Raw genomic sequence first — 25,910 nt, forward strand, 5'->3', positions numbered from 1 at the left:
TGGAACGGAAATTAACGGGTCTAAAACTATTTATCCAAAAAATAAAAAGACAGAAAATAACTCGTTTATTAGAATTTTGTCTACTTTCTTGAACTCTCCGATTTATGGAGAGTTTTTTTCTTGTTCATATGCAAATGTTCTTGTACGATAAAGTTATAAAGAAAGTATGGTGATAATATGGAGAAAATGATGCCTTTTATCCAAGCGATGGAGGAAGGGGATACGGAGAAGCTAGGAGCAATAGTGGATCGTTTTTTAATCGAAGGAAATCCAGATGAACACTACGAGCTTGCTGATTTATTATCCCAATACGGTTACACAGAAGAAGCAATAAAAATTTTAGAGCATCTTCAATATTTATTTCCAGAGGAAAGCCAATTAAAAATAGATCAGGCACAGCTATTTTTAGAGATGGATCGAGAAGATGAAGCATTAAACTTGTTAACAAGTATTGATAAATCAAGTGAAGCATATCCTCAAGCATTGCTTACTTTAGCCGACTACTATCAAATGATAGGTTTATATGAAGTTGCAGAACAAAAAATAAATGAGGCAATTGGATTAATACCAAATGAACCATTATTGCTTTACGCTAAAGGTGAACTATTATTTGAAACTGGGAGATATTTAGAAGCAGCTAGGATAATGGAAGAATTATTGCCACAGAAGAATACATTGCAAGGAGTCGACTTGCCTTTGAAGCTTGCGGAAATATATAGTGCAGGAGCCGCATATGAAGAGGCAATTCCTTATTACGCAGACGCCTTAAAAGCTGAGGTTGCTCCAGACGTTTTATTTCATGCAGCATATGCTTCCTTTCAAGTACGACATTATGAAACGGCGATTAAGTATTTAGAAAATTTAATTGAAATAGATCCTGATTATTTTTCTGGTTATATGTTACTGGCAGAATCGAATGCCATGCTGGAAAAGAATGAAGAAGCGTTAAAAGTAATTACTGAGGGCATTGCTAGAGATGAATTTGAAAAAGAATATTATTTATTTGCCGGTAAAATTTCTCTTAAATTGGGTAAAGTGAAAGAAGCAGAGTCATTTTTACGTGAAGCCATTGCACTAGATCCTGAATATATGGATGCAATATTTACGCTTACCTCACTGTTTGCAACAGAAGAACGTGACGAGGAATTAGTTGGTTTATATGAGGATCTTAAAAAAGAGAACTTTGAATGGTCTTCCATGTATCCATTTTTAGCTTCAGCATTCGACCGATTAGAAATTTACGAAAAAGCATACGAATTTTATAAGTTAGCATATACTGACCATAAGGACGATGCACAATTTTTAGAGAAATACGTATACTTCCTTTTGGAAGACGGAAAAAGAGAAGAAGCACTAGAAGTAGTGGCTTTACTACAGAAATTAGAACCTGAAAATAGTACTTGGTTTGAAATGGTTGAATAAAAAGGAAGGAGAGGTTACGTGACTGCTTCTGTTTCAGTTGGCGAAAAGAAAGAATTTGTCCGTTGGTTTTTGAAAAAATATCAGATGAAAAGAAGAGAATGCGTCTGGATCTTGAACTACTTAATCAGTCATGAGACACTTTTGAATAATGTGCATTTTGTAGAAGAAGCGCATTATTGCCCAAGAGCAATGGTGATGTCTGTCACGACATCATCAGGAATACCATTCCGATTTTATAAGGGAAGCGTTATGACAGCTGATGCAGAAAAATCATTTCATGATTTGAGGCTTCACCCAGAAGAAGAAATGTATATACAGTTAAATTTTCAAACGGTTCCACCAAGTCCTGAATACTTAGCAGTACTAGAAGAAAATCCTTATATGCCGAAGTATTTGCATATTAGCGAAAAGGATAAACTAATTGTAGAAGATATCTTATCTGAGAGTTTGTATTCCTTTCAAGTAGAACATTTACAAAAACAAATCGATGAAGCAATCGACCAAAATAACAAAGCTAAATTTTTAGAACTATCAGCAATGTGGAAAGCACTAGTAGATAAAGATATTTAGGAGAGATAGAGATGCATTGGAACGGTAAAGATAGCGCAGTATTTCAAGCACAAAAAGAATATATTGATACAGCGGTAGTCCCATTAACATTAATTGATGGCTCTGAGCAAGGATTCCAATTTGCAGCATCAGCTGCCGATTTTACATTATCCTTAGCAAATATAATCGAAAATCAATTCAAAGGAAGGATTGTTTTATTTCCTTCCTTCTCTTACACAAAAAATCAGGACAAGCTCACATTATATAATCAGTGGAAAGAAGAGTTGAATAAAGCCGAGTTCAAACATGTATTTTTCATTACTTCTGATAAAGAATGGAGTTCACTGGGAGAAGAGAAAAATATTTTTTGGACACCTTCTGTACCTCTCGATTCTATGGATCAAAAATTGAGAAATTCCGTGTTGGAAGATCAGCTTCGTCAACTTATTCCGACATTCGCAAAAAAATGGGCAAATTAGTGACAATATCTTTCATTAATTGTTCACAAAGTATATAATTCGTTTCAAAGGAATATTGACCTTCCTTTTTTATTGATATATCATTGATATGTCCTAGTATTATTAATTCAAGCAAGTATGTCCATTGGACTGACCTTTAAGTTAGAGGGGGGAAAAGGATGAGTAACAATAAAGTATCAAGACGTCAATTTCTAAGTTATACATTAACAGGTGTTGGCGGATTCATGGCTGCAGGTATGCTAATGCCTATGGTACGTTTTGCAGTTGATCCTGTATTGCAAAAAACAGAAGGCGGAGATTTTGTACTTACGGAGAAAAAAGTTGCTGATATTACGGAAGTTCCTGAACGTGTTGACTTCACATTTGAACAAGTCGATGCATGGTACAAGTCTGATGTAACAAATACTGCATGGGTTTATAAAGAAGGAGATCAAATCATTGCTCTTTCACCGGTATGTAAACATCTAGGTTGTACAGTGAACTGGGAAGGTGACCCAGCTCACAAAAATCAATTCTTCTGTCCATGTCACGCAGGTCGCTATGAGAAAAACGGGAAGAATGTTCCAAAAACACCACCTCTAGGTCCGTTGGATCAATATGAAGTACGTGAAAATGACGGTTTCTTAGAAATTGGAAAAGCTATGCCTAACACATTAGTTTAAAGTAAGGGGGTACGACATCAGTGCTGAACAAAATCTATGATTGGGTGGATGAACGTCTAGATATTACACCTATATGGCGTGATATTGCAGACCACGAAGTACCAGAACACGTAAACCCTGCACACCATTTCTCAGCATTTGTATATTGTTTTGGAGGATTGACATTCTTTATTACGGTAATTCAAATATTATCAGGTATGTTTTTAACTATGTACTATGTACCAGATATTGAAAATGCATGGGAATCTGTTTACTATCTTCAAAATGAAGTAGCATTCGGTGAAATCGTGCGTGGGATGCACCATTGGGGAGCATCACTAGTAATTGTTATGATGTTCTTACATACGTTACGTGTATTCTTTACTGGTTCTTATAAAAAACCTCGTGAACTAAACTGGATGGTCGGAGTTTTAATCTTCGCTGTTATGTTAGGTTTAGGATTTACGGGTTACCTACTACCTTGGGACATGAAAGCATTGTTCGCAACAAAAGTAGGTATTGAAATTGCAGCATCTGTTCCATTTATTGGTGGAGCAATAAAAACATTATTAGCTGGTGATGAACATATCATCGGTGCACAAACTTTAACAAGATTCTTTGCGATTCATGTGTTCTTCTTACCAGCTGCATTATTTGCATTACTTGCAGCTCACTTTATCATGATTCGTCGTCAAGGTATTTCTGGTCCACTATAATGGGTAAGTGGATTAGATAATTCTTAAAAGGAGGGGACATTATGCATCGCGGAAAAGGTATGAAATTTGTCGGTGACTCTCGAATAACAGATCCCGCAAGCCGACCAAAGAAAACTCCGAAAGATTATTCTGAGTATCCTGGTAAAACAGAAGCTTTCTGGCCAGACTTTTTATTAAAGGAATGGTTAGTCGGTGCAGTTTTCTTAGTTGGTTATTTAGTTTTAACCGTTGCGCATCCATCACCACTTGAGCGTCAAGCGGATCCAACAGATACAGCGTATATTCCACTACCAGACTGGTATTTCTTGTTTTTATATCAATTATTAAAATATGAGTTCGCTTCTGGTCCATTTAATGTTATTGGATCAATCGTTATGCCAGGACTAGCTTTCGGTGCGCTATTATTAGTACCATTCTTAGATACAAGTAAAGAAAGAAGTCCTTGGAAACGACCACTTCCAACTGGATTTATGCTTCTTGCTATTGCTTCAATCATTTTCTTAACTTGGGAATCAGTTGCAAACCACGATTGGGAAGCTGCTAAAGCTCAAGGGGAAATTAAAGAAGAGGTTGCTGCAGTGGAGATTGATGAAACTTCTGAAGGTTATCAAATTTACCAAGGTTCGTCCTGTATTGGATGTCATGGTAACGCCTTCGAAGGTGGTTTAGGAAAACCGTTAATTGGTTTAGAATATACTGCTGAAGAAATTGTTAAAATTGCTCATGAAGGTCAAGGCGGAATGCCAGGTGGTACCTTCCAAGGTTCTGAAGAAGAACTTCAAAAACTTGCAGAGTTTATTACAACTCTTCAACCAGCAGAATAATATTTTAAATTATTATAGGACTGTTATGAAAATGTTTGTCAATCGAGACGTGACGCACGAAGTGCAAACAACGAAGATTGCGAGCGTTTGTCAACAGTCTTAAAGAGTCAGGAAACTGGCTCTTTTTTTTTACCTATATATAAGAGGAGCGTTTACATGAAAGATCAAGTGACGGTTTTGAAAGTAATAATCTACAATAAATCATTTATGTGGCTATTATTCCTTGTAAACTTATTAGGTACAATTTACGGTTACTACTGGTATGAATCTCAGCTTTCTATTACGGAACCAAAATTTTATTTATTTGTCCCAGATAGCCCGACAGCAAGTTTATTTTTCACGATAGCATTATTAGGTTGGTTACTAAAGAAAAATTGGAAGTTAATCGAGGTTCTTGCCTTAATCACTTTAGTAAAATACGGACTTTGGGCAGTTGTAATGAATCTTTGGACTTATGTAGAAACAGGATCAATCGGATGGATGGGTTGGATGCTAGTAGCCTCACACTTTGCAATGGCACTTCAAGCAATCTTATATATGCCATTCTATAAGTTTAGATGGGTACATATTTTAATTGCTTCTATATGGACGCTCCATAATGACATTATAGATTATGTGTTTGACCAAATGCCTATATATAGAAGTATAAGTAGCTATTCCAATCAAATTGGATATTTTACATTTTGGTTATCAATTGCATGCATTACAATTGCAATTGTAAATTATCAAAAAAGGTCAAAGCGAATTAGTTGATTGAAGAGAGCATTCCATTTAAAATAGTAGTATAGATTGAGAGGGGGAAAAATTAGTTGGTTTCTTACATTGTATATTTTGCAATAATTTTGTTATTGCCAATTTATGCACAAATGAAAGTAAAAAGTACGTTTAAGAAATATTCAAAAGTACGTTCGACATCTGGAATGAGCGGTGCCCAAGTAGCTAGAACAATTTTAGATGCAAATGGATTACAAGATGTTAAAGTAGTAGAAAGTAGTGGGTTTTTAACTGACCATTACAATCCGATGACTAAAATTGTTGCATTGTCTTCGCAAAATTATCATGAGTCTTCGGTTGCTGGTTCAGCAGTTGCAGCCCATGAGGTTGGACATGCTATTCAACATAAAGAAGCATATTCTTTTCTAACTATTAGACATAAACTAGTTCCAATCGCTAACATTTCTTCAAATGCTTCTTGGATTTTCATCATGATAGGTATGCTTGCAACTTTCCCTAGTTTAATGTTACTTGGTATTGTATTGCTTGCAGTAGGCGTAGTATTCCAAATAGTAACCCTCCCAGTGGAGTTTAACGCTTCCAATCGTGCGATGAACCAAATGGTGTCGTTAGGAATTATTCGCAATGAAGAAGAACCTCACGCGAAAAAGGTACTTAACGCCGCTGCATTAACGTATGTAGCTGCTGCAGCAGTAGCAGTTCTTGAGTTAGTACGTTTAATCTTAATATACACAGGTATGGCAAACAGAGACGAATAGAATTTAAAAAGGATTGTCCCTCGTCGTTATGGGACAATCCTTTCTTATTCAATTGGTTTTTTCTCGTCATCGAGGGTGAAGCCTTCACCCATAACGTCATGCACATCCATAAGAGATACAAAAGCATGTGGGTCAACGGAAGTGATTATAGACTTTAATGCAGTAATTTCATTTTTAGCGACCACACAGTAGAGAATTTCCCGCTCATTCTTAGTAAAATGACCATGTCCGCGAAAAATAGTTACTCCACGGTCCATTATTTCTGAAATGCGATCAGCAATTTCATTTTGCTGATCAGAAATGATAAAAGCACCTCTTGCAGAATAAGCACCTTCTTGTACGAAATCAATTACTCTAGCCCCAACAAAAACAGCGACTAAGGTATACATCATCGATCTTTCGTCTAAAAAAGTTAACCAGGAAAGTAATATAACAAAAGCATCAAATAAAAACATTGTTTTTCCCATGCTCCAGCCTTTGTATTTATAGACTAGACGAGCAATTATGTCTACTCCGCCCGTTGTTCCACCGAATCTAAAAATAATACCTAGACCAATTCCAACGAAAACTCCGGCAAACAGGGAAACAAGAAACAAATCATCCTCTAATCCTAATTGGAATTCGTATACATGAAATATCTTTAAGAAAACTGAAACAGAGAATGTTCCTATTACAGTATAAGCAAACATTTTTCTGCCGAGCAATTTCCAACCAATGATAAACATTGGAATATTTAGTAGTAGGTTCATCAATGCTGGATCCCAGTTAAATACGAAATATAAAACTAATGTAATACCAGAAAATCCACCTTCTCCAAGTTCGTTTTGCATATTAAAATGTACAAAACCAAAACTATAAATAGCGGATCCAATTATTATAGCTATAATATTTTTAAGTTTTAAACCAATCCCCATGAATCCACCTCACTATAATAGTATACTTATTATTATCATTCATTTGTTTGCTTTTGACAACCAGTGTATATTTTTATTAGGATGAGTAAGGGAGTGTGAAAATATGTCTGAAAATAAAACGTTAGTTGACTTACAAAAAGATGTAGATATATACATAAATCAATTTAAAGAAGGTTATTTTCCACCAATGGAAATGCTAGCTAGACTGACAGAAGAGTTAGGGGAGCTTTCCAGAGAGATACAACATAAATATGGTACGAAGAAAAAAAAGAGTACGGAAGTTGATAAAGAACTTGCAGAAGAAATGGGAGATTTCTTTTTTGTGTTAATTTGTTTAGCAAATGCAGAAGGAATTGACTTACAAGAATCCTTGCAAAAGGTATTAAATAAATACAATACAAGGGATAAGGATCGTTGGACTAAAAAGGAGGACTAGTTATGGTTATAAAAGTAGCAGTAGCAGGGCCAAGAGGAAGAATGGGAAAAGAAGCAGTAGCTACAATAGTTAAAAATACAGACTTTTTATTAGTTAGTGTTTTAGACAATAAAAAAAATGAAGAATTTTTAGGAGATAATATTCCGATATTCACTTCTTTAAAAGAGTTAATATATCAAACCGAACCTGATGTACTTGTAGATTTAACAGTACCAAGCTCTGTTTTTGAACATGCAATGATTGCTTTGGATAGTGGAGTAAGACCTGTGATTGGTACTACAGGCTTTACTGACTTACAATTAGATGAGATTCGAAACAAAGTAGAGGAGAAGGAAATAGGATGTATTATCGCTCCAAACTTTTCAATTGGAGCCGTCCTAATGATGAAATTCTCCCAAATGGCTGCTAAATACTTACCGAATGTAGAAATAATTGAAATGCATCATGATAAGAAGGTGGATGCTCCTTCAGGTACAGCAACAAAAACAGCACAGATGATTAATGAAACGAGAACTACATTTAAGCAAGGTCATCCAGATGAAAAAGAAATTATGGAAGGGGCAAGAGGGGCAAACTTTTCCGGAATGCATATACATAGCGTACGAATGCCAGGTCTACTTGCACATCAACAAGTTCTTTTAAGTGGAGAAGGTCAGTTATTGACTATTCGACATGATTCGTTTGACCGGACTTCTTTCATGTCTGGGATTGTGTTATCCATCAATGAGATAATGAAACAAAATACACTAATTTACGGCTTAGAAGATATTATTTTAGAGGAGTGACATGATGAGAATAGCATTAGTGGCACATGACAAAAAAAAGGATGATTTAATTCAATTTGTTACTGCATATAAAACTATTTTTGAGGAACATGAATTATTTGCAACAGGAACGACAGGTACACGAATAATTGACGAAGTAGGTCTGTCAGTATTCAGATACAAGTCAGGTCCCCTAGGAGGGGATCAACAAATTGGTTCAGCCATAGCAAACAATGTAATGGATATGGTAATTTTTTTCAGAGATCCCCTTACTGCGCAACCTCATGAACCAGATGTATCTGCTTTAATCCGATTATGTGATGTGTATCAAATCCCTTTAGCGACAAACATGGGTACCGCAGAGATATTACTAAAGGGAATTGAAGAAGGATTTTTGGATTGGCGGTTGCTTGAAGAGAGACGTACACGTTGAGGAAGTGATTTTATGCGCAAATTGAAAATTGGAATAACCTGTTATCCGACAGTTGGCGGATCAGGTGTTATTGCTACTGAATTAGGGAAATTGCTTGCTGAAAAAGGTCATGACATTCACTTTATCACTTCCAGTATGCCTTTCCGTTTAAACAGAATGTATCCAAATATAACGTTTCATCAAGTAGACGTTAATAGCTATTCTGTATTTCAATATGCCCCATATGATATTGCATTAGCGAACAAAATGGCTGAAGTAATTGAAGATGAAGGTCTAGATGTTTTGCATGTACATTATGCGATTCCTCATGCAGTATGTGCTATTTTAGCCCGCGATATGGCGGATTCAGACATTGGCATTGTTACAACATTACATGGTACCGATATAACTGTGCTTGGTGAGGATTCTTCCTTATCAGGTGCCATTCGTTATGGTATTGAGAAATCAGATGTTGTCACTGCGGTTTCGGATTCCTTAGTTAGCCAAACATTGGAGTTAATTTCTCCGAAAAAAGAAATAGAAACTGTTTATAATTTTGTCGATGAAAATGAATATACAAAAAAAGAAGATAGAAATTTAAAGGAATTATTAGGAATTAGAGAAGATGAAAAAGTAATTATCCATGTTTCTAACTTTAGGAAAGTAAAACGTGTGCAAGATGTAGTCAAAAGTTTTGAGTTAATTCGAAATGAGATTCCCACAAAATTATTATTAGTTGGAGATGGACCTGAAAAACACCCTATTATGGAATATGTTAAAGGGAAATCTATCGAAAATGATATATTATTTTTAGGGAAGCAAGATAATTTATCTGAGTTATATTCAATATCAGATTTAATGCTACTGCTATCTCAAAAAGAATCTTTTGGATTAGTATTATTGGAAGCAATGGCATGTCAAGTCCCTTGCATTGGTACAAAAATTGGTGGTATACCAGAAGTCATCTCACATGGTGAAAATGGATATCTTGTTGAACTAGGAGATATAAATAAGGTCGCTGAATATGGATTGAATATATTACAAGACCCATTATTACATAAAGAACTAAGTGAAACATCTCTAAAAATTGTAAAAGAACGTTTTAGTTCTGCTAGTATTGTTGAACAGTATGAATCGTTATATGAAAGAGTGGCGAGAAGATAACATGATGAAGAATCGGTGGCCGATTGCATATCAAGTAATTGAACAGCTAGAGCAAGCTGGATTTGAAGCATATGTAGTAGGAGGAGCAGTCCGCGATTTCATAAGAGAAGTCGATGCAAATGATGTAGATATAACTACTAACGCGACACCGATTGAAGTCAAACAATTATTTAAACACACAATTGATGTAGGGATTGAACATGGAACAGTACTAGTTGTATTAGATGAAACAATCGAAGTGACTACTTTTCGTTCAGATGCAACCTATTCCGATTTTAGAAGGCCAGATCACGTTGAATTTGTTCGATCGCTTCAAGAAGATCTAAAAAGAAGAGATTTTACAATGAATGCAATGGCTTTAACAAAATCAGATGAGTTAATAGATTACTTTGGTGGTCAAAAGGATATTGAAAATAGATTAATACGTGCAGTTGGAGACCCGAAAAAGCGTTTTTCAGAGGATGCACTTCGAATGCTAAGAGCAGTTCGTTTCTCTGCTCAGCTGAACTTTTCCTTACAAGAATGTACATTGGATGCAATTAATTCGTTGCATGCTTTGATTGAGCATGTATCTATGGAAAGAGTAAAGGTTGAACTCGAAAAGATTTGGACAAGTACTTATGTCGGAAGAGGAATGCAATTATTTGTATCAAGTAAACTTGCTATAAATTTTCCAGGTGACTGGGATACTTATTTGGAAAAATGGAATAGCTTTAATTACTTTGGTAATGCCGCAAATGGTTGGGCATTTTTTTCACTTATGCAAAAAAGTGATGATATAAATGCTTTTATAAATTTTTATAAGTGCTCCAATGCTGAAAAATCCTATGTGAAACAAGTATCAGATGCAGTAGAATTATTGAAAAAAGGACATTGGACTACCTATGAAATTTTTCAATTTAAAGAAGATGTTCTAATAGCGGCAGCTAACTATGGTGCGCTCTTATTTGGAATTTCAGTTTCCTATACAAATGAGTCAATTCAACAATTAAAAAAAGCTATTCCGATCTCTTCTTCGAAAGAAATTGTAGTAAACGGAAATGACATTATGGAATGGAAACAACAAAAAAGGGGACCTTGGTTAAAAGACGTTATTGATAAAATGACGGAAGCTATTGTTAATGGACGAGTAGCGAATAATCGAAAAAGTATAAAGGAATGGTTTTTTCGTGAATATGACGAATAAAGAAAAAATACTAGCCCAATTGATTGCTGCAAAAGGAAACCCGATATCAGGCCAAAAGCTTGCAGATGAATTATCTATCTCACGAACAATGATTTGGAAGCACTTGAAAGCGCTAGAAGAAGAGGGGTATGTCGTGGAGGCTGTTAAGAAAAAAGGATATATTCTTCAAACAATCCCGGATATTGTATCGAAAGAGAGAATAACTCCACTATTAGAAACAAAGCAATTAGGTCATAATATCTTATATTTCCCTGTTTGCGATTCCACCCAAAACATTGCAGCTGAGTCTGCCAGAGAGGGTGTCTCTCATGGAACGGTAGTAATTACGGAAGAGCAAACATCTGGTAGAGGTAGGTTAGAACGAGCTTGGGATTCCACTGCGAATAAAGGAATATGGATGAGTGTTATTATTCGACCAGAGATCAGTCCACATCAAGCACCGCAATTTACACTTGTGTCTGCTGTCGCTATAACAAAGGCAATAGAATCATTAACAGGTTATGCACCTGAGATCAAGTGGCCGAATGATTTATTGTTAAATGGAAAAAAAGTAACTGGAATATTAACAGAGCTACAAGCAGATATGGATCGTGTTCAATCTATCATTATTGGAATTGGGGTAAATGTAAACCAAGATACGGAATCTTTTAATGAGACCATTCAATCCATTGCTACTTCATTAAAAATGGAAACAGGATTAGAGATTGATCGAGCTGAGTTAGTTGCTAAAATCTTATTTTATTTAGAAAAATACTCGTCCATTTATGTAGAAAATGGATTTGAACCTATAAAACTTTTATGGGAAAGCTATAGCTGTACAATTGGAAAAAGAATTAGAGCCAGCCTCTTAAGAGAAACACTCGAAGGGGTAGCTATTGGAATAACTGCTGATGGTGTACTAGAGCTTCGTTTAGATAGTGGGGAAATTAGAGGAATTTATTCTGCAGATATTAACTTGATTGACAAATAATAATTTGGACTATTTTGTAGTATTCTGTTATTCTGTATGCGAAGGGTAGTATCTTAATTGAACTGCACCTGCTTATTATTTTACTGTAATTAAATAGTCTGCCTTGATCATGTACGACAGGGACGGAGAAAACCTCAATTAACTTTTTCTGCCCTTCTGCCCATTTCTGGGATTGAAGGGCTTTTTATCGGTTTTCTTCTCAATAAAAAGAGGAGTGATACACAATGAAAACAACAAGTAGTTTTGTAGAGATGAAAAAAAACAATGAAAAAATTGCAATGATTACTGCATACGATTATCCTACTGCTAAGTTTGCAGAAAATGCAGGAATGGATATGATTCTAGTTGGAGACTCCTTAGGTATGGTAGTGCTTGGCTATGATTCAACTGTTCTTGTGACGCTAGATGACATGATACATCATGGAAAAGCTGCTAGAAGAGGTGCACCTAATACTTTTTTAGTAGTAGATATGCCTTTTGCAACTTATCATGGTTCATTAGACCAAACACTTTCGAATGCAGTAAAAATTATGCAGGAAACGAGTGCACAAGCAGTAAAAGTGGAAGGTGCAGATGAAGTAATTCCTGTCATTGAAAGATTAACTTCTGCAGGTATTCCAGTTGTTGCCCATCTAGGTTTACTTCCACAGTCAGCTGGAGTTCTCGGTGGATATAAAGTGCAAGGTAAAACTGCAGCAGCTGCAGAAAAATTAATAGAGGATGCAATAAAATGTGAGCAAGCAGGTGCTTGTGCAGTAGTTTTAGAGTGTATCCCTCATCAGCTAACTGAAAACATTTCTACTGCTTTAACAATTCCTACAATAGGAATTGGAGCTGGTGTTACTGCGGATGGTCAAGTGTTGGTTTTCCATGATATGGTTAAATATGGAACACATCATATACCGAAATTTGTAAAGGAATTTGCAAATATTGGTGGACCAATTGCAGATGGCATAACACAGTATGTACAAGAGGTTAAACATAAATCTTTCCCAGCAGAGCAACATCAATTTACTATGAAAGAAGATCAACTTCAACAATTGTATGGAGGAAAACATGAAAACAGTACAAACAATTAATGAATTACAAGAATTTCTAAATAGTAATAAAGGAAAAACAATTGGATTAGTTCCTACGATGGGATACTTGCATGAAGGACATCTCGCTATACTAAACAAAGCAAGACAGGAAAATGATATTGTCGTTTCTAGTATTTTTGTCAATCCTGCTCAGTTTGGTCCAAACGAAGATTTAGATCGGTATCCAAGAGATATTGAGCATGATACAGAGCTTGCAATAGGAGCGGGGGTAGATGCTCTTTTTGTTCCGTCTGTTTCAGAAATGTACCCTTTTGAAAGCGGTATTTCTATTCATGCAGGGGAGCTTTCCACTAAACTTTGTGGAGAAAGCAGACCAGGACATTTTGATGGTGTATTAAAGGTTATTACGAAGTTATTTCATTTAGTAGAACCGACAAATGCTTATTTTGGCCAAAAGGATGCGCAACAACTTGCCATTATTGATACATTTGTTAAAGCTTATAATTTTCCTGTTCAAATTGTTCGAGTGCCAACTGTTCGAGAAGCTGATGGACTTGCAAAAAGTTCACGAAATGTCTTTTTAAGCGAAAAAGAAAGAGTAGAAGCCATTCATTTATATAAAGCATTAACTATTGCGACCGATACATGGATGGAAACAAAGAATATCCAGGATGCGCTTGCAAGAGGTAAGGCTCATATTGAACAAAACACATCAGGTCGTATCGATTATTTTCAAGCATTATCCTATCCAAATTTAAGAACGGATCTGAATAATGTGGAACAAGTATTGTTTGCAACAGCTGTATTTTTTGAAAATGCCCGTTTGATCGATAATATAATAGTTGAAGTAAAGGAAGTGTGATTGATGTTACGAATGATGTTAAATAGTAAGATACACCGCGCAGTTGTGACTCAAGCAGATTTAAATTATGTAGGTAGTATCACAATCGATCAAGATATTTTGGATGCAGTAGGGATGCTGCCAAACGAGAAAGTGCATATTGTAAATAATAACAATGGAGCACGTTTTGAAACGTATATTATCTCTGGTGAAAGAGGAAGCGGCGTTATTTGTGTAAATGGAGCAGCTGCTCGCCTCGTGCAACGAGGAGATATTGTTATTATCCTTTCCTATGCCTACGTGATGAATGATGAAGCTAAAACACATCAACCTACCGTAGCCATTATGAATGATAATAATACGATTAAACAGATAATACATTACGAACCTGAAGCTACAGTGATGTAATTTACTATCCGGCCAAAGACTTATTTGATTACTAAAATTCTTGAATGCGAGGGACGTGACTTTATCACGTCCCTCGCATCTTTTTGTAGTAATGAAGTAGAAGAAGTTGTTCAAAGCACAAAGTAATAGTTTGAAAACAGAAATTCTTTAAATGGTGTGATAAAGGGGTACCCTTCTTATCTATATGCATTCGCGCAGGCCGCACGTCTGCATGAGCCGCTGTATGCCCTAGAGGCATCCATCTGTCTCATACGGCACGTCATGCGGCTGGGAAGGCGCGACTGGAGGTATCATCAATTTTAAAAAAAGGTTTTCAATTAAAATGAGCTACATAGTAGTGTAAGACCTAAATACTTTACTTGTTATTAATGATTTTTCATCAAAAATAGGATGTGCAAACGACGAAGGAGCAACTCATCCTACGGAGGCTCATACATAGCGTGCGGCAAGCGCACACCCGAGTCCTAAAAGAGCAAATTAATTAGGTTTTAGGTTACATGGAATACTACTTATCTATATGCATTCGCGCTGGCCGCACGTCCGCATGAGCCGCTGTATGCGCTAGGCGCATCCATCTGTCTCATACGGCACGTCATGCGGCTGGGAAGGCGCGAATGCAGGTGTCATTTAGTACAAATAAAAGGTTTTCAATTAAAATGAGCTACATAGTAGTGTAAGACCTAAATACTTTACTAGTTATCAATGATTTTCATCAAAAGTGGTGAATAGGATGAGCTGCTTACCAGCCGCAAGCGCACGTCCGTATTTCTATTTTCTATGGTTTTGAAACACATTTTATGTTTATTAAATTAGACCCACATTTACTTCTTTCAATAAATTGGGAATGCTTAAAGGGCATTATACAGAAAGTACGCCTTACCCGTCTCAAGACCGCGAAGAATGAGACCCCGTAAAGGATGTGGGAGCGACGAAGGAGCGACTCATCCTGCGGAGGCTCATGCGAAGCGTGCGGCAAGCGCACATCCGAATTTCTATTTTCTATGGTTTTGAAATATATTTTATGTTTATGAAATTAGACCCTATATTTGCTTCTTTCAATAAATTGGGAATGCTTAAAGGGCATTATCCAGGATGTGCGCCTTACCCGCCGCAAGACCGCGAAGAATGAGACCCCGTAAAGGATGTGGGAGCGACGAAGGAGCGACTCATCCTGCGGAGGCTCATGTTTAGCGTGCGGCAAGCGCACGTCCGTGTTAAAAGTGGTTTTAAATTTGATAAATCATTTCTAAATATTTTATGTATTAAAATTCATGCTTGTTTTAATGAAGATTTATTTTCAATTGTTTACATCAAAATTTTCGTTTCTTATTAGTGAATGTGTTACAATTTTTTAGAGAAAGTCTTTAATGTTCTTACTTTTAAAAATTAGAATTGTGAGTTGAGGAATGGTGGAAAATCATAAATATGCAGTTGTAGATATTGAAACAACAGGCCATTCATCTTCTAATGGTGACCGCATAATTCAGATAGCAATTGTCTTTATAAATGACTATAAAATCACAAATACGTATACAACATTTATTAATCCGGAAAAACAAATTCCTTTCTTTATTCAAGATTTAACGAAAATTAAAGATGAAGATGTAGTGAATGCTCCTCTTTTTGAAGAAGTTGGTTCACAAATTTTAGACATGCTTCAAGACCATATATTTGTAGCACATAATGTTCATTTTGATCTTCCATTTTTACAAAGTGAACTTAAAAGAGTTGGGCTTCCGAAGTTAATTTGCAAAAATATGGATACAGTTGAATTTACCAAACTAATGTTTCCCAACTTGTATAGTTATAAGCTACAGGATATTTCCTCTGAGTTACATATTGAGTTGCATTCAGCGCATCGAGCAGACGATGATGCGTTGGCTACTGCACATTTGCTATTAAAGTGCATAGAGCAACTTTCTCAATTACCACTACGAACAATAGAATTATTACATAAAAGATCTTTTCATTTGAAATCTAACTTATCCTTAATTTTTTTTGAGGTGTTAACTTCTAAAAGAAAAGAGTTGGACTCAAAAGATTACCCAACTTATCATTCTATACCTTTAAAATATGTAGAGGATGAGATTGATTTTCAGCCTATTCAGCAATGTTATCCTTTAGAGAGATCTTCTAAATTGAGCTTGTTCCATGAAAGTATGGAACGATTTGAAGAGCGTCCAGGTCAATTTGAATTAATGGATAAGATTCACGCTGCACTAAAGGATAAAAAAGAAATTGTTTGTGAGGCGGAGACTGGGATTGGTAAAACCTTGGGTTACTTACTTCCTGCTACCATTTATGCAATGGAACAACGGAAACCAGTAATCGTTAGTACGTATACAACTCATCTAATTGATCAGTTAATTTTGGAAGAAATACCTAAATTAAATGAGCTCTTAGGTGTTCAAATTCAAGTAGGAAAATTGAAAGGGATGCATCATTATATCGATTTATATCGATTTTGGCAGCATCTTCAATTAGAAGATGAATCTTATGATGAAACTTTTACTATTATGCAAATATTAGTTTGGTTAACACTAACAGAAGAAGGGGATTTGACCGAGTTAAATGTTTCAGGTGGTGGTCAACTTTTTATTGATAAAATAAGAAGAACTGATCGTTTTAATATGGAAGAGTTGAAAGAGGTAGACTTTTATCAGAAAGCTATTCGAAAAAGTGAAAAATGTGATATTTTAGTTACCAATCATGCCATGATATTAGCAGATCAGGAAAGAGAAAATAGGTTATTGGCAAATGGATGTGCAACTATTATTGATGAGGCACATCAATTTATACATGCCAGTATGTCTAGAAAAGAACGCGTTTTTTCTTATACAAATTGGAAGTATGTGCTTGGTCAATTTGGAACATTGGATACGGAACATTTACTTTATAAATTGTCCGATTTGCATATTCCATTAGCTTTACGTGTACGTTTGGAAAAGCAATTTGTTGAAGTAGTAAATACTTTTGATGATACTATTTCTGTTATCGTTCATTCTGCAAGCCAAACAAAAACTCGATATAAAAATACAAAAAAATCTATTCTTCTTGGAGAATTCAACATAGATGAATCCAGTTTGAGAAGAGTAGCAAACTCCATTCAAACTTTTATTTTTTCTGCAAAATCGATTATCCATTCATATTCGGACCAATTAGAATTATATTCATCTATCATATTGAATGAATGGGAATATTGGATTCGAGAGCTTGAAATAAAAGTAAGCGAATGGGATGAAATATTTTTACAGGATGCCACACTTGAAGCAAAGTGGTTGGAAATGGATACAAGAAGCATACCGGGTAGCTTGACTATCATTAAAAGACCATTAAACTATCAGCAAGATATTAAAAGTGCCCTCGATCCGCTAAGAGAGGAAGGGGCGGTTGTATGGACTTCGGGAACACTTTCGGTTCCTACAAATCGCCATTTCATCACATCTCAGTTAGGATTAGATAATAATATTAGCATTTCTACATTTAAAGCTTCTGCTGACTATTATAAAGGAGCAGAATTATTAATTGTTGACGATATGCCAGATATCCAGCAAGTATCTCAAAGTGACTATATTGAATCTATCGCAGAAGCCATTGTTCAAACAGTGCTGGTTACCGAAGGCAGATGCTTTGTCTTGTTCACTTCTCAAGATATGCTTCGAAAAACAGTTGACTTAATACAAGACACAGAATTGTTAGATGATTATATGTTGTTTGCACAAGGTATGTCATCTGGAAGTAGAATGCGTTTATTAAAATCATTTCAGCGTTTTTCTAAATCAGTATTATTTGGCACAAATAGTTTTTGGGAAGGTGTAGACGTTCCGGGAGACGCATTATCTGTAATTATTATGGTGAGACTTCCTTTTTCCTCTCCAGAAGACCCTTTATTTAAAAAGAGAGCAGAATTATTAACGATTAACGGTCAAAACCCATTTACGGCATATTCTTTACCAGAAGCTGTTCTTCGCTTTAGACAAGGTTTTGGTCGATTAATCCGTTCATCATCCGATAAGGGTGTTTTTATCGTGTTAGATAGAAGAATTGAAACAAAGTCCTATGGAATCGATTTTATTCAAGCAATCCCTAATATTCCAGTAAAGAAAGTATCGCTAGAAAATATGGTCTTAGAGCTGGAAAATTGGTATACTAAGGGAGTATGAGTTTTAGAAAGCGGGTAGAAATATGGAAAAAAAAATTGAAGTGCTATCAACCGTTACGGTAAATTATCAGGGTGACTTATATAAAGTGGTTGATGCTTTAAATCGTACATTAAAAGAACAGGATTTAATGTTTGGATTGGCACTTGATAAGCAAGATCAAGAAAAAGCAGTATTTACCATTTACAGGACTTAACTAATGGCATTAAAAAGATGGATCCTGTTTATTGTTATTTTTTTAATCAGTCTAACGGTTGTTCTAAGCTTACTAATTTACTTTCAAGCAAAAAATCCTTTCAAAGCTGCTAGCGAAGATGCTGAATCCTATGTAACGAAACATGAGTTGTTATCAGATATTAATGATTCTTATGTATATAATAGTTCTAATTCATTCCATACAGTTATAGGTACAACTGATAACGGGGAAGAAAAAGCGTTTTTCATTCCTGAAAAAAAGACAGATGAAGCTATAATGGAAGTTAATTTAAAGGATGGAATAACGAAAGAACAAGCGATTGAACTAGCAATGAAAGAGGAAAAAGACAGTAAAATATTACATGCTAAACTTGGAGTAGAAGAAGTAGGTCCAGTTTGGGAAATCACGTTTGTAGATAACGATAATAACCTTGGTTATGTGTATTTGTTATTTAATGACGGAGATTGGTGGAAACGTATTTCAAATTTATAATTTAACTTTTGAATTTTTGGAGGGTAACATGAAAAAAATTATGATTAAAGATATGGAGAACCATGTCGGCGAAACAATAAAATTAGGTGCATGGCTTGCAAATAAACGGTCAAGTGGTAAAATTGCGTTTTTACAACTACGTGATGGTTCTGGTTTTGTTCAAGGAGTAGTAGTGAAAGAGGAAGTTGGAGAAGAAATTTTTCAAGTTGCTAAAGGATTAACACAAGAAACATCAATGTATGTAATAGGTGAAGTAACTAAAGATGATCGTTCTTCTTTTGGTTATGAATTACAGGTAAAACAAATTGATGTGATTCATGCTGCTGTGGATTTCCCAATTACACCTAAGGAACATGGTACGGAATTTTTAATGGACAATCGTCATTTATGGTTACGTTCTAGAAAACAACATGCTATTATGAAAATTCGTAATGAAATTATTCGTGCTACATATGAGTTTTTTAATAATAATGGATTTGTAAAAATGGACCCACCTATTTTAACTGGATCAGCTCCAGAAGGGACGTCCGAATTATTCCATACAAAATATTTTGATGAGGATGCTTATTTATCTCAATCTGGTCAATTGTATATGGAAGCTGCTGCAATGGCACTTGGTAAAGTATTTTCTTTTGGACCTACATTTCGTGCAGAAAAATCTAAAACACGACGTCATTTAATTGAATTTTGGATGATTGAGCCTGAGATGGCTTTTGTAGAATTCGACGAAAACTTAGAAGTGCAAGAACAATATGTTGAATATATAGCACAAGCAGTATTAAAAAATTGTACATTAGAATTAGAACGTTTAGGTCGTGATATATCTAAACTTGAAAATATTAAAGCACCGTTTCCACGTATTTCTTATGATGATGCTATTAAATTTTTACATGAAAAAGAATTTGATGATATCCAATGGGGGGATGATTTTGGTTCTCCTCATGAAACAGCCATTGCAGAAAGCTACGACAAACCTGTTTTTATCACACATTATCCAGTAGGGATCAAACCTTTCTATATGCAACCGCATCCAGACAGAGATGATGTTGTATTATGTGCAGACTTAATTGCTCCTGAAGGTTATGGAGAAATTATTGGTGGATCTGAGCGTATTCACGACTATGATCTTTTAAAACAACGATTAGAAGAGCATGGTTTAGATGAAGCAGCATATGCATGGTATTTAGAGCTTCGTAAACAAGGTTCCGTGCCACATTCAGGTTTTGGACTCGGATTAGAAAGAACAGTAGCATGGTTAAGTGGAGCAGAACATGTACGTGAGTCTATTCCATTCCCACGTTTATTAAACAGATTATATCCATAAGATAAAACAACCGCTATATTTTCTTACTTAAAGGGACAAGGCATCACGGTTGGATCAAAAAGAAAGGGAGACGAGTATGCAAAAGCGAGATCGACTCCGTATTTGGACAGAGCAGGGAAATGTAACCATTTCCCAGCTTTTTTTTAGCTACTACAAGATGATTGATGTGAAAGATGAAGAAGCTATCATTCTTCTTCATTTAATTGCTTATGGTGAGGCTGGAAACCATTTTCCAACTCCCCAAAATCTAGTGGACAAGACGTATTTTGATGAAAATAAAGTAGTAAGTATTTTACAACGACTTTTGCAAAAAGGTTTTGTTCAAATTGAACAGCAAATTGATGAACAAGGTGTTCGTAATGAATATTATGATTTTCAGTGTCTCTGGAACTTACTTTTGGATTATGCAGAGCACGAACAGAACAAGGAAGAAGATCAACAAGTGAAAGTGGAGGAAGGCAATATTTATAAGTTATTCGAGCAAGAATTTGGCAGACTGTTATCACCCATGGAATATGAAACAATAGGCATGTGGTTTGACCAGGATCAACATTCTCCTTCACTTATTCGTTTAGCACTTAAAGAGGCAGTACTTGCCCAAAAGCTTAGCTTACGCTATATAGATCGTATTTTATTTGAATGGAAAAAGAAAAATATTAAGACAGTAGAAGCTGCAGAAAAAGAGTCGTCTAATTTCAGACAACAAATACCTGTTCCAAAACAAGTTGAACAAATTTCTAGTTCTACAAAAGTATCTTTTTATAATTGGTTAGAAGAAAGAGAGTAGGAGGGGGAAAATTGCTTACGAAAGCACAATGGCATTATTGCCTAGACGAGATGGAGCGAATGTTCCCTGATGCTCATTGTGAGCTCGTTCATGAAAATCCATTTGAACTCCTTGTTGCTACATTATTGTCTGCACAATGTACGGATGTTTTAGTAAATAAAGTGACAAAAACTTTATTTCAAAAATATAAAAAGCCTGAAGATTATTTAATGGTTTCTATTGAAGAACTTCAATCAGATATTCGATCAATTGGTCTATATCGTAATAAGGCGAAAAATATACAAGCATTAAGTAAACAATTGATAGAATTATACGGTGGCGAAGTCCCTGCTAATAGAGACCTATTGACTACTTTTCCGGGTGTAGGTCGCAAAACCGCAAATGTTGTTGTTTCAGTAGCCTTTGACATTCCAGCAATTGCGGTGGATACACATGTAGAACGTGTAACAAAACGCTTAGGTTTATGTAGATGGAAAGATACTGTCTTGCAAGTAGAAGAGACATTAATGAAGAAAACTCCGATGGAGCTATGGTCAAAAGCACATCATCAACTAATATTCTTTGGGCGCTATCATTGTAAAGCACAAAATCCAAATTGCCCAGAATGCCCCTTATTGGCAGTTTGTCGAGAAGGGAAAAAGAGGATGAGTAAAATTGTCTAAAGATAATTCTTTCGATTTTCGGAGTAAATTTGAAGAATGGGACCTGTTAAAAGATAGTTTGGTCCAGCTTTTTAAAGAAAATGATGATTCAAGAAAAATCATCATGGAGCATGGGATACAGCTATTGAAAGATATTATTAAGGTTGCTGATGGAGTAAATTTAATCAATTTTACCGAACGCTTTGAATTTATTCAAAAGAATAGTTCAAATTATACTGCGTATCGTCAACTTGATGAGTTGTTTAAAGAAGCGAAAAAGAAAATTGCAGTGAAAAGAATCATGAATGATAAATAGTAGAAGATGACATATTGGGAAGTTTTTAATATTTACAAATAAAAAACGAGTTATCCATCTAGGATAACTCGTTTTTTTGTTTTATGGAGTTGTACTGGAATCCTCTCCAGATGTGGTACCATCAGGATTCGTTTCTTCCTGACCATCATCAGGTGTTGTATTTGTACCGTCATCTCCAGTATTAGTTCCATCCTCACCATTAGAATTTCCATCGCCAGTGCCAGTGCCGTTGCCCTGGCCATTACCCTGGCCATTACCATTTCCATTATTGTTACCATTGCCGTTACCATTCTCATTACCTTCATTTTCATCAATATCGTCTGAAGGGTTATCTTCTGGATTTACTTCTTCTACGGCATCGAGTGTCAGAGAGATAGAAGCTGGTTCACTTCGAATTTCATCTGAAACTGCAGTAACCGAAAATACATAAGTACTACCAGGTATCAAACTTTGAACGATTAATCCCTGTTGATTTGTTGTTTGTAGAACTTCACTTGGTCCATTATCGATAGCAACGGAAACTTCAAATTGTACATCTGTTTCCATTTCTTCTGGTTTTTTGAAATCCCATGATAATGTTGCAGTTGAAGTTATCTCATCATAATCCACGGATAAATTAGAAGGAGCATCTAACTCAAGTTGCTTATATTCTTCCGATACAGTAGTAGGTTCAGTTCCTTTAACAAACAGTTCGGTGGATTTTAAATTGTCAGGTGTATAATCGCTTGCTAATTGTAACGGATCAGTTCCCACCTCGATTGTCGCTTCTACTACTGAACTTGGTTTCTTGAAGCGCTCTGTATTTGTTCCATCTGAAATATTAGCCATTACTTCTTTAAAAATATGCTGTGGCAAATAACGCTCCTCGTTTGTAGTCATTGGAGTTTTTAATTCAGGATAACCAGACCAAACAGCAATAGAGTAATTTGTAGTATATCCAGCAAACCACACATCAGGAAATGCGCTATCCGGTAAATTCCATTCCTTCATTTGATTTGCGTCATAGTTGGATGTACCAGATTTTCCAGCGATATCTAATCCACTCACTGCTGCACGTTTACCAGTACCTATCGTCATCACATCTCTTAGGATATCTGTCACTATATAAGCTGTAGAATCCTTCATGACAGGTTTAGATTCAGGACGATAATTTTTTTCTGTTTTGCCATCTCGGTAAACAATTTTATTTATCGCATATGGTTCAGTATGCATACCGCTATTTCCAAATGCTGCGTATGCTCCAGCCATTTGAATAGGGGACATGGCTTTAGATGTACCACCAATCGCACTACTTTCAGTTACGTCTCCTAAATCTATTCCGAAACGATTAATAAACTCTTTCGCATTTTTTGTGCCAACCTCTTGTAGTGTTTTAACAGCAGGTACATTTCGAGAATTATAAAGTGCTTCGCGCATTGTCATTTCACCTTTATATTTCCCATCAAAGTTTCGAACAACTTGATCCGTACCAGTGTATTTGATTTTTTCATCAACGATTGTCTGACCAGTTGACCAATTTAAATACTCTACTGCTGGACCATAGTCGATTAAAGGTTTGATAGTAGAACCGGGAGAGCGAACATTCATATCTTGTGCAAAGTTAAATCCTCGTTCTGCTCCATAATTTCTACCACCACCAACTGCAGCGATTGCACCTGTCTTTGTATCAATAACTGCAATAGCTGATTGGATTTTTTCTGAAGGGAACATATCAGAGTTAAGCGTAGATTCTACAGTCTGTTGTGCTTCAGGTTGTAAAGTTGTATGAATAGTAATACCTTCGGAGATTGCATCCCCATCACCATTTTTTTCTAATTCATCCAATACAATATCAATAAACGCATCATATTTAGAATCTTGTCTTGCTACACGTTGCTCTTCAGGTAATAAACCTTCCTCTATAGGTACTGCTTGTGCTGTTTTCATTTCTTCTTCTGTAATTTTGCCATGTAAATTCATTAAATGAAGTACAATGTTTCGTCTTTTTTCAGCAAGCTCAGGATTTTTGAATGGATTATAATTATTCGGACTTTGTGGCATTCCTGCAAGTACTGCGTATTGATCTAAAGTTAAGTCCTTTAATTCCTTACCATAGAAATATTTGGATGCTGTTCCAAATCCATATATTCTTCCAGACATTAAAATTTTATTAAAGTACATTTCAAATATCTCTTCTTTTTCATACTTGCGTTCTAGTTGAATAGCAAGATAGGCCTCTTGTGCTTTTCGTTTTAATGTTTTTTCATTTGTTAAAAACGAGTTTTTAATCACTTGTTGTGTTAAAGTACTGGCACCTTGAGAACCAAAACCGCTTGTGAAGTTTGCTAAAACCGCTTTCCCTAAACGTAGGAAATCGACTCCCATATGATCATAAAACCGAACATCTTCCGTCGCTAAAATAGCATCTTCCATTTGTTGGGGTATTTGATCGTAGGGAACATGTTCTCTACTTTCCGAACCAACTGTAGCAAATACTTCTCCGTTTGCATCTAAAAGTTTTGGACTAATAGGATCTTTTAAAGATTTTTCGTCTAATTCTGGAGCAGTGCTTGCGTAATAAGCGAATAGGGATCCTCCTGCTATAAGTCCTACAATACCTAAAGCTAGTACAGTAACAAAAATACGTTTTATCCATAGTTTTATAGGTTTCTTCGGTTGTTTTTTTTGTTGTAATTCTTTTCTTCTTTGTTCACGAGTTCTTTTTTGCTCACTCATAAACGTCTCCTCACTTTCACTTTATACGTTCAAGTTATCAACTATTTTTAAATAATCAATCCTTGGTGCATATTTGGGAATAATCTCTATTGCATGCTCTTCAAATTCACTAAAAGCAATAGATTTTCTTCCACCTGTTTGCATTCTTTCCCAAAAAAGCTCTAATTGTTCAAAAGGCAAATAAAAATACCGATCAAATGCCGAGAAACGTACAAGTAAAAAACATACGCCATTTTGTTTAGTTACTTTTCTCATATGATTTACTTGATGTTCGTGTACATTTTTCAAGGGAAACGCTGTTCTATTTTCCGTTTCTTTTGCTTCAAAGTCAATATATTTACCTTGGTACACACCGTTAAAGTCTGTAGTAGAAGGTGTTCGATAATACGCTTCTCTAATCACTGCACTACTTCGACTAGGATATTCTACTTTAACGACCTGAATAGGGATTGGTTTTTTATATATGACAGCTAGACCACTTAAAAGGTAGTATTCGTTTGCATCATTTAACTCATCCTCTAACGTCTTACCCCTATTACTAAAAGAATAATCCTTTTTCTTAATTTTTAACGGTTCTTTTTTGGGAGTATACACTCTTCCATTTGGATAATGAATAGCCAAGCAGATCACCTCTTTATGCTATTAGTTTATCACAAGTTACTTAGACGAATACTATTCATATTTAGTTTCATTTCTGTTACAGCGAGTTTACTTTGTCGAGTGCACACTAGTTTTGTCTGTTGTAAAGAACGTTTGTCGAGAGGGAAGGTATTTATAGAAAAACAAGGAACATACTCTAAAAAGGAGGAATTATTATGAATAAAATTGAACGATTAATTGACCAACTTGAGTTACTTGAGTATTTACTCGAAAGTCGACTACACGATGAACAAGATAAATTCGAGGAAAACTTTAGTCAGTCCTCTTTTCATTTGCTAGCGAAAATTGAAAAAATGGAAAAAAAATTATAAAGAATATACGTTCGCCTAGAACTAGTAAAAAGTTTTGTTATTTGATAAA

The 25,910-nt window shown here is 35.5% G+C and carries 28 protein-coding genes; 25 read left to right on the plus strand and 3 right to left on the minus strand.

What is annotated here, in order from left to right:
* The first annotated feature begins 177 nt into the window (after positions 1–177).
* The 8 genes from AN959_RS07255 to AN959_RS07290 all read left to right on the plus strand — a co-directional run bounded on the left by AN959_RS07255 (position 178) and on the right by AN959_RS07290 (position 6,124).
* Entirely contained in the window at positions 178–1,422 is a 1,245-nt protein-coding gene (locus AN959_RS07255) for a tetratricopeptide repeat protein (RefSeq protein ID WP_056829488.1), read from the plus strand.
* A gap of 18 nt (positions 1,423–1,440) precedes the next feature.
* Positions 1,441–1,992, plus strand: a complete 552-nt coding sequence (locus tag AN959_RS07260) for a ReoY family proteolytic degradation factor (protein WP_053589785.1) — start codon at positions 1,441–1,443, stop codon at positions 1,990–1,992.
* A gap of 11 nt (positions 1,993–2,003) precedes the next feature.
* Positions 2,004–2,450, plus strand: a complete 447-nt coding sequence (locus tag AN959_RS07265; RefSeq protein WP_053589784.1) for a DUF2487 family protein — start codon at positions 2,004–2,006, stop codon at positions 2,448–2,450.
* A 158-nt stretch (positions 2,451–2,608) separates the two neighbouring features.
* The gene (locus AN959_RS07270) at positions 2,609–3,112 is read left to right on the plus strand and encodes a ubiquinol-cytochrome c reductase iron-sulfur subunit (protein WP_056829490.1); all 504 of its coding nucleotides are present in this window, start codon (positions 2,609–2,611) and stop codon (positions 3,110–3,112) included.
* A gap of 20 nt (positions 3,113–3,132) precedes the next feature.
* Positions 3,133–3,807: a menaquinol-cytochrome c reductase cytochrome b subunit gene (gene qcrB, locus AN959_RS07275; protein ID WP_053589782.1), complete on the plus strand. Its 675-nt coding sequence runs from the start codon at positions 3,133–3,135 to the stop codon at positions 3,805–3,807.
* Positions 3,808–3,848: 41 nt separating this feature from the next.
* Positions 3,849–4,631: a menaquinol-cytochrome c reductase cytochrome b/c subunit gene (locus AN959_RS07280; RefSeq protein WP_056829492.1), complete on the plus strand. Its 783-nt coding sequence runs from the start codon at positions 3,849–3,851 to the stop codon at positions 4,629–4,631.
* Positions 4,632–4,787: 156 nt separating this feature from the next.
* Positions 4,788–5,384 carry a DUF1405 domain-containing protein gene (locus tag AN959_RS07285; RefSeq protein WP_056829493.1) on the plus strand — a complete coding sequence of 199 codons (597 nt, stop codon included), beginning with the start codon at positions 4,788–4,790 and terminating at the stop codon, positions 5,382–5,384.
* Positions 5,385–5,440: 56 nt separating this feature from the next.
* Positions 5,441–6,124: a zinc metallopeptidase gene (locus AN959_RS07290; RefSeq protein ID WP_056829494.1), complete on the plus strand. Its 684-nt coding sequence runs from the start codon at positions 5,441–5,443 to the stop codon at positions 6,122–6,124.
* Between the two features lie 44 nt (positions 6,125–6,168).
* Here AN959_RS07290 and AN959_RS07295 read toward each other — a convergent pair whose 3' ends face one another.
* Positions 6,169–7,038: a YitT family protein gene (locus AN959_RS07295; RefSeq protein WP_056829496.1), complete on the minus strand. Its 870-nt coding sequence runs from the start codon at positions 7,036–7,038 to the stop codon at positions 6,169–6,171.
* Positions 7,039–7,141: 103 nt separating this feature from the next.
* Between AN959_RS07295 and AN959_RS07300 the strand changes: the two genes are divergently transcribed.
* The 16 genes from AN959_RS07300 to AN959_RS07370 all read left to right on the plus strand — a co-directional run bounded on the left by AN959_RS07300 (position 7,142) and on the right by AN959_RS07370 (position 22,175).
* Complete coding sequence (locus AN959_RS07300) at positions 7,142–7,474, plus strand: nucleotide pyrophosphohydrolase (protein ID WP_056829498.1); 333 nt, start codon at positions 7,142–7,144, stop codon at positions 7,472–7,474.
* Positions 7,475–7,476: 2 nt separating this feature from the next.
* A complete protein-coding gene (gene dapB / locus AN959_RS07305) occupies positions 7,477–8,259 on the plus strand; it encodes a 4-hydroxy-tetrahydrodipicolinate reductase (protein ID WP_056829500.1) in 783 nt (260 codons plus the stop codon).
* Positions 8,260–8,263: 4 nt separating this feature from the next.
* Positions 8,264–8,671 carry a methylglyoxal synthase gene (gene mgsA, locus AN959_RS07310; protein WP_053589775.1) on the plus strand — a complete coding sequence of 136 codons (408 nt, stop codon included), beginning with the start codon at positions 8,264–8,266 and terminating at the stop codon, positions 8,669–8,671.
* A gap of 12 nt (positions 8,672–8,683) precedes the next feature.
* Entirely contained in the window at positions 8,684–9,814 is a 1,131-nt protein-coding gene (gene bshA / locus AN959_RS07315) for an N-acetyl-alpha-D-glucosaminyl L-malate synthase BshA (protein ID WP_056829502.1), read from the plus strand.
* 4 nt (positions 9,815–9,818) lie between these two features.
* Entirely contained in the window at positions 9,819–11,000 is a 1,182-nt protein-coding gene (locus tag AN959_RS07320; RefSeq protein ID WP_056829503.1) for a CCA tRNA nucleotidyltransferase, read from the plus strand.
* Positions 10,990–11,970, plus strand: a complete 981-nt coding sequence (locus AN959_RS07325) for a biotin--[acetyl-CoA-carboxylase] ligase (protein WP_345798848.1) — start codon at positions 10,990–10,992, stop codon at positions 11,968–11,970. The genes AN959_RS07320 and AN959_RS07325 overlap by 11 nt, the downstream gene beginning before the upstream one ends.
* Before the next feature lie 224 nt (positions 11,971–12,194).
* Positions 12,195–13,049 (plus strand): 3-methyl-2-oxobutanoate hydroxymethyltransferase, encoded by an 855-nt coding sequence (gene panB / locus AN959_RS07330; RefSeq protein ID WP_056829507.1) that lies wholly within the window; start codon positions 12,195–12,197, stop codon positions 13,047–13,049.
* A complete protein-coding gene (gene panC / locus AN959_RS07335) occupies positions 13,027–13,872 on the plus strand; it encodes a pantoate--beta-alanine ligase (RefSeq protein WP_056829509.1) in 846 nt (281 codons plus the stop codon). Before panB ends, panC begins: the two co-directional genes overlap by 23 nt.
* Positions 13,873–13,875: 3 nt before the next feature.
* Entirely contained in the window at positions 13,876–14,259 is a 384-nt protein-coding gene (gene panD, locus AN959_RS07340) for an aspartate 1-decarboxylase (protein ID WP_053589770.1), read from the plus strand.
* Between the two features lie 1,406 nt (positions 14,260–15,665).
* Complete coding sequence (gene dinG / locus AN959_RS07345; protein ID WP_056829511.1) at positions 15,666–18,422, plus strand: ATP-dependent DNA helicase DinG; 2,757 nt, start codon at positions 15,666–15,668, stop codon at positions 18,420–18,422.
* A gap of 22 nt (positions 18,423–18,444) precedes the next feature.
* Positions 18,445–18,615, plus strand: coding sequence for a YpmA family protein (locus tag AN959_RS20570; protein WP_082355209.1), 171 nt, complete (start codon positions 18,445–18,447; stop codon positions 18,613–18,615).
* Between the two features lie 3 nt (positions 18,616–18,618).
* The gene (locus AN959_RS07350) at positions 18,619–19,107 is read left to right on the plus strand and encodes a DUF5590 domain-containing protein (protein ID WP_056829513.1); all 489 of its coding nucleotides are present in this window, start codon (positions 18,619–18,621) and stop codon (positions 19,105–19,107) included.
* A 28-nt stretch (positions 19,108–19,135) separates the two neighbouring features.
* A complete protein-coding gene (gene asnS, locus AN959_RS07355) occupies positions 19,136–20,431 on the plus strand; it encodes an asparagine--tRNA ligase (protein WP_056829515.1) in 1,296 nt (431 codons plus the stop codon).
* 76 nt (positions 20,432–20,507) lie between these two features.
* A complete protein-coding gene (locus tag AN959_RS07360; RefSeq protein WP_056829517.1) occupies positions 20,508–21,218 on the plus strand; it encodes a DnaD domain-containing protein in 711 nt (236 codons plus the stop codon).
* An 11-nt stretch (positions 21,219–21,229) separates the two neighbouring features.
* A complete protein-coding gene (gene nth, locus AN959_RS07365) occupies positions 21,230–21,880 on the plus strand; it encodes an endonuclease III (RefSeq protein ID WP_053589765.1) in 651 nt (216 codons plus the stop codon).
* Entirely contained in the window at positions 21,873–22,175 is a 303-nt protein-coding gene (locus AN959_RS07370) for a YpoC family protein (RefSeq protein ID WP_056829519.1), read from the plus strand. The genes nth and AN959_RS07370 overlap by 8 nt, the downstream gene beginning before the upstream one ends.
* 81 nt (positions 22,176–22,256) lie before the next feature.
* Here the strand turns inward: AN959_RS07370 and AN959_RS07375 are convergent, their stop codons facing one another.
* A complete protein-coding gene (locus AN959_RS07375) occupies positions 22,257–24,890 on the minus strand; it encodes a PBP1A family penicillin-binding protein (protein WP_056829521.1) in 2,634 nt (877 codons plus the stop codon).
* A 21-nt stretch (positions 24,891–24,911) separates the two neighbouring features.
* Positions 24,912–25,511 (minus strand): Holliday junction resolvase RecU, encoded by a 600-nt coding sequence (gene recU, locus AN959_RS07380; RefSeq protein ID WP_053589763.1) that lies wholly within the window; start codon positions 25,509–25,511, stop codon positions 24,912–24,914.
* A gap of 194 nt (positions 25,512–25,705) precedes the next feature.
* Here recU and AN959_RS20990 point away from each other — a divergent pair, with 194 nt between their 5' ends.
* Positions 25,706–25,861: a hypothetical protein gene (locus AN959_RS20990; RefSeq protein ID WP_156350744.1), complete on the plus strand. Its 156-nt coding sequence runs from the start codon at positions 25,706–25,708 to the stop codon at positions 25,859–25,861.
* Positions 25,862–25,910: the final 49 nt, after the last annotated feature.

It is taken from the genome of Psychrobacillus sp. FJAT-21963 (genome assembly GCF_001420585.1).
In the GTDB taxonomy this organism is placed as follows: domain Bacteria; phylum Bacillota; class Bacilli; order Bacillales_A; family Planococcaceae; genus Psychrobacillus.

Bases quoted from the DNA above. Each gene is read 5' to 3' on its own strand.
- panC (WP_056829509.1), top strand. From the start codon at position 13,027: ATGAAAACAGTACAAACAATTAATGAATTACAAGAATTTCTAAATAGT.
- mgsA (WP_053589775.1), top strand. From the start codon at position 8,264: ATGAGAATAGCATTAGTGGCACATGACAAAAAAAAGGATGATTTAATT.
- panB (WP_056829507.1), top strand. From the start codon at position 12,195: ATGAAAACAACAAGTAGTTTTGTAGAGATGAAAAAAAACAATGAAAAA.
- asnS (WP_056829515.1), top strand. From the start codon at position 19,136: ATGAAAAAAATTATGATTAAAGATATGGAGAACCATGTCGGCGAAACA.
- AN959_RS07255 (WP_056829488.1), top strand. From the start codon at position 178: ATGGAGAAAATGATGCCTTTTATCCAAGCGATGGAGGAAGGGGATACG.
- AN959_RS07325 (WP_345798848.1), top strand. From the start codon at position 10,990: ATGACGAATAAAGAAAAAATACTAGCCCAATTGATTGCTGCAAAAGGA.
- bshA (WP_056829502.1), top strand. From the start codon at position 8,684: ATGCGCAAATTGAAAATTGGAATAACCTGTTATCCGACAGTTGGCGGA.
- AN959_RS20570 (WP_082355209.1), top strand. From the start codon at position 18,445: ATGGAAAAAAAAATTGAAGTGCTATCAACCGTTACGGTAAATTATCAG.
- dapB (WP_056829500.1), top strand. From the start codon at position 7,477: ATGGTTATAAAAGTAGCAGTAGCAGGGCCAAGAGGAAGAATGGGAAAA.
- AN959_RS07285 (WP_056829493.1), top strand. From the start codon at position 4,788: ATGAAAGATCAAGTGACGGTTTTGAAAGTAATAATCTACAATAAATCA.
- AN959_RS07360 (WP_056829517.1), top strand. From the start codon at position 20,508: ATGCAAAAGCGAGATCGACTCCGTATTTGGACAGAGCAGGGAAATGTA.
- AN959_RS07280 (WP_056829492.1), top strand. From the start codon at position 3,849: ATGCATCGCGGAAAAGGTATGAAATTTGTCGGTGACTCTCGAATAACA.
- AN959_RS07270 (WP_056829490.1), top strand. From the start codon at position 2,609: ATGAGTAACAATAAAGTATCAAGACGTCAATTTCTAAGTTATACATTA.
- AN959_RS07350 (WP_056829513.1), top strand. From the start codon at position 18,619: ATGGCATTAAAAAGATGGATCCTGTTTATTGTTATTTTTTTAATCAGT.
- AN959_RS07265 (WP_053589784.1), top strand. From the start codon at position 2,004: ATGCATTGGAACGGTAAAGATAGCGCAGTATTTCAAGCACAAAAAGAA.
- AN959_RS07320 (WP_056829503.1), top strand. From the start codon at position 9,819: ATGAAGAATCGGTGGCCGATTGCATATCAAGTAATTGAACAGCTAGAG.
- AN959_RS07295 (WP_056829496.1), bottom strand. From the start codon at position 7,038: ATGGGGATTGGTTTAAAACTTAAAAATATTATAGCTATAATAATTGGA.
- AN959_RS20990 (WP_156350744.1), top strand. From the start codon at position 25,706: ATGAATAAAATTGAACGATTAATTGACCAACTTGAGTTACTTGAGTAT.
- dinG (WP_056829511.1), top strand. From the start codon at position 15,666: ATGGTGGAAAATCATAAATATGCAGTTGTAGATATTGAAACAACAGGC.
- AN959_RS07300 (WP_056829498.1), top strand. From the start codon at position 7,142: ATGTCTGAAAATAAAACGTTAGTTGACTTACAAAAAGATGTAGATATA.
- panD (WP_053589770.1), top strand. From the start codon at position 13,876: ATGTTACGAATGATGTTAAATAGTAAGATACACCGCGCAGTTGTGACT.
- AN959_RS07375 (WP_056829521.1), bottom strand. From the start codon at position 24,890: ATGAGTGAGCAAAAAAGAACTCGTGAACAAAGAAGAAAAGAATTACAA.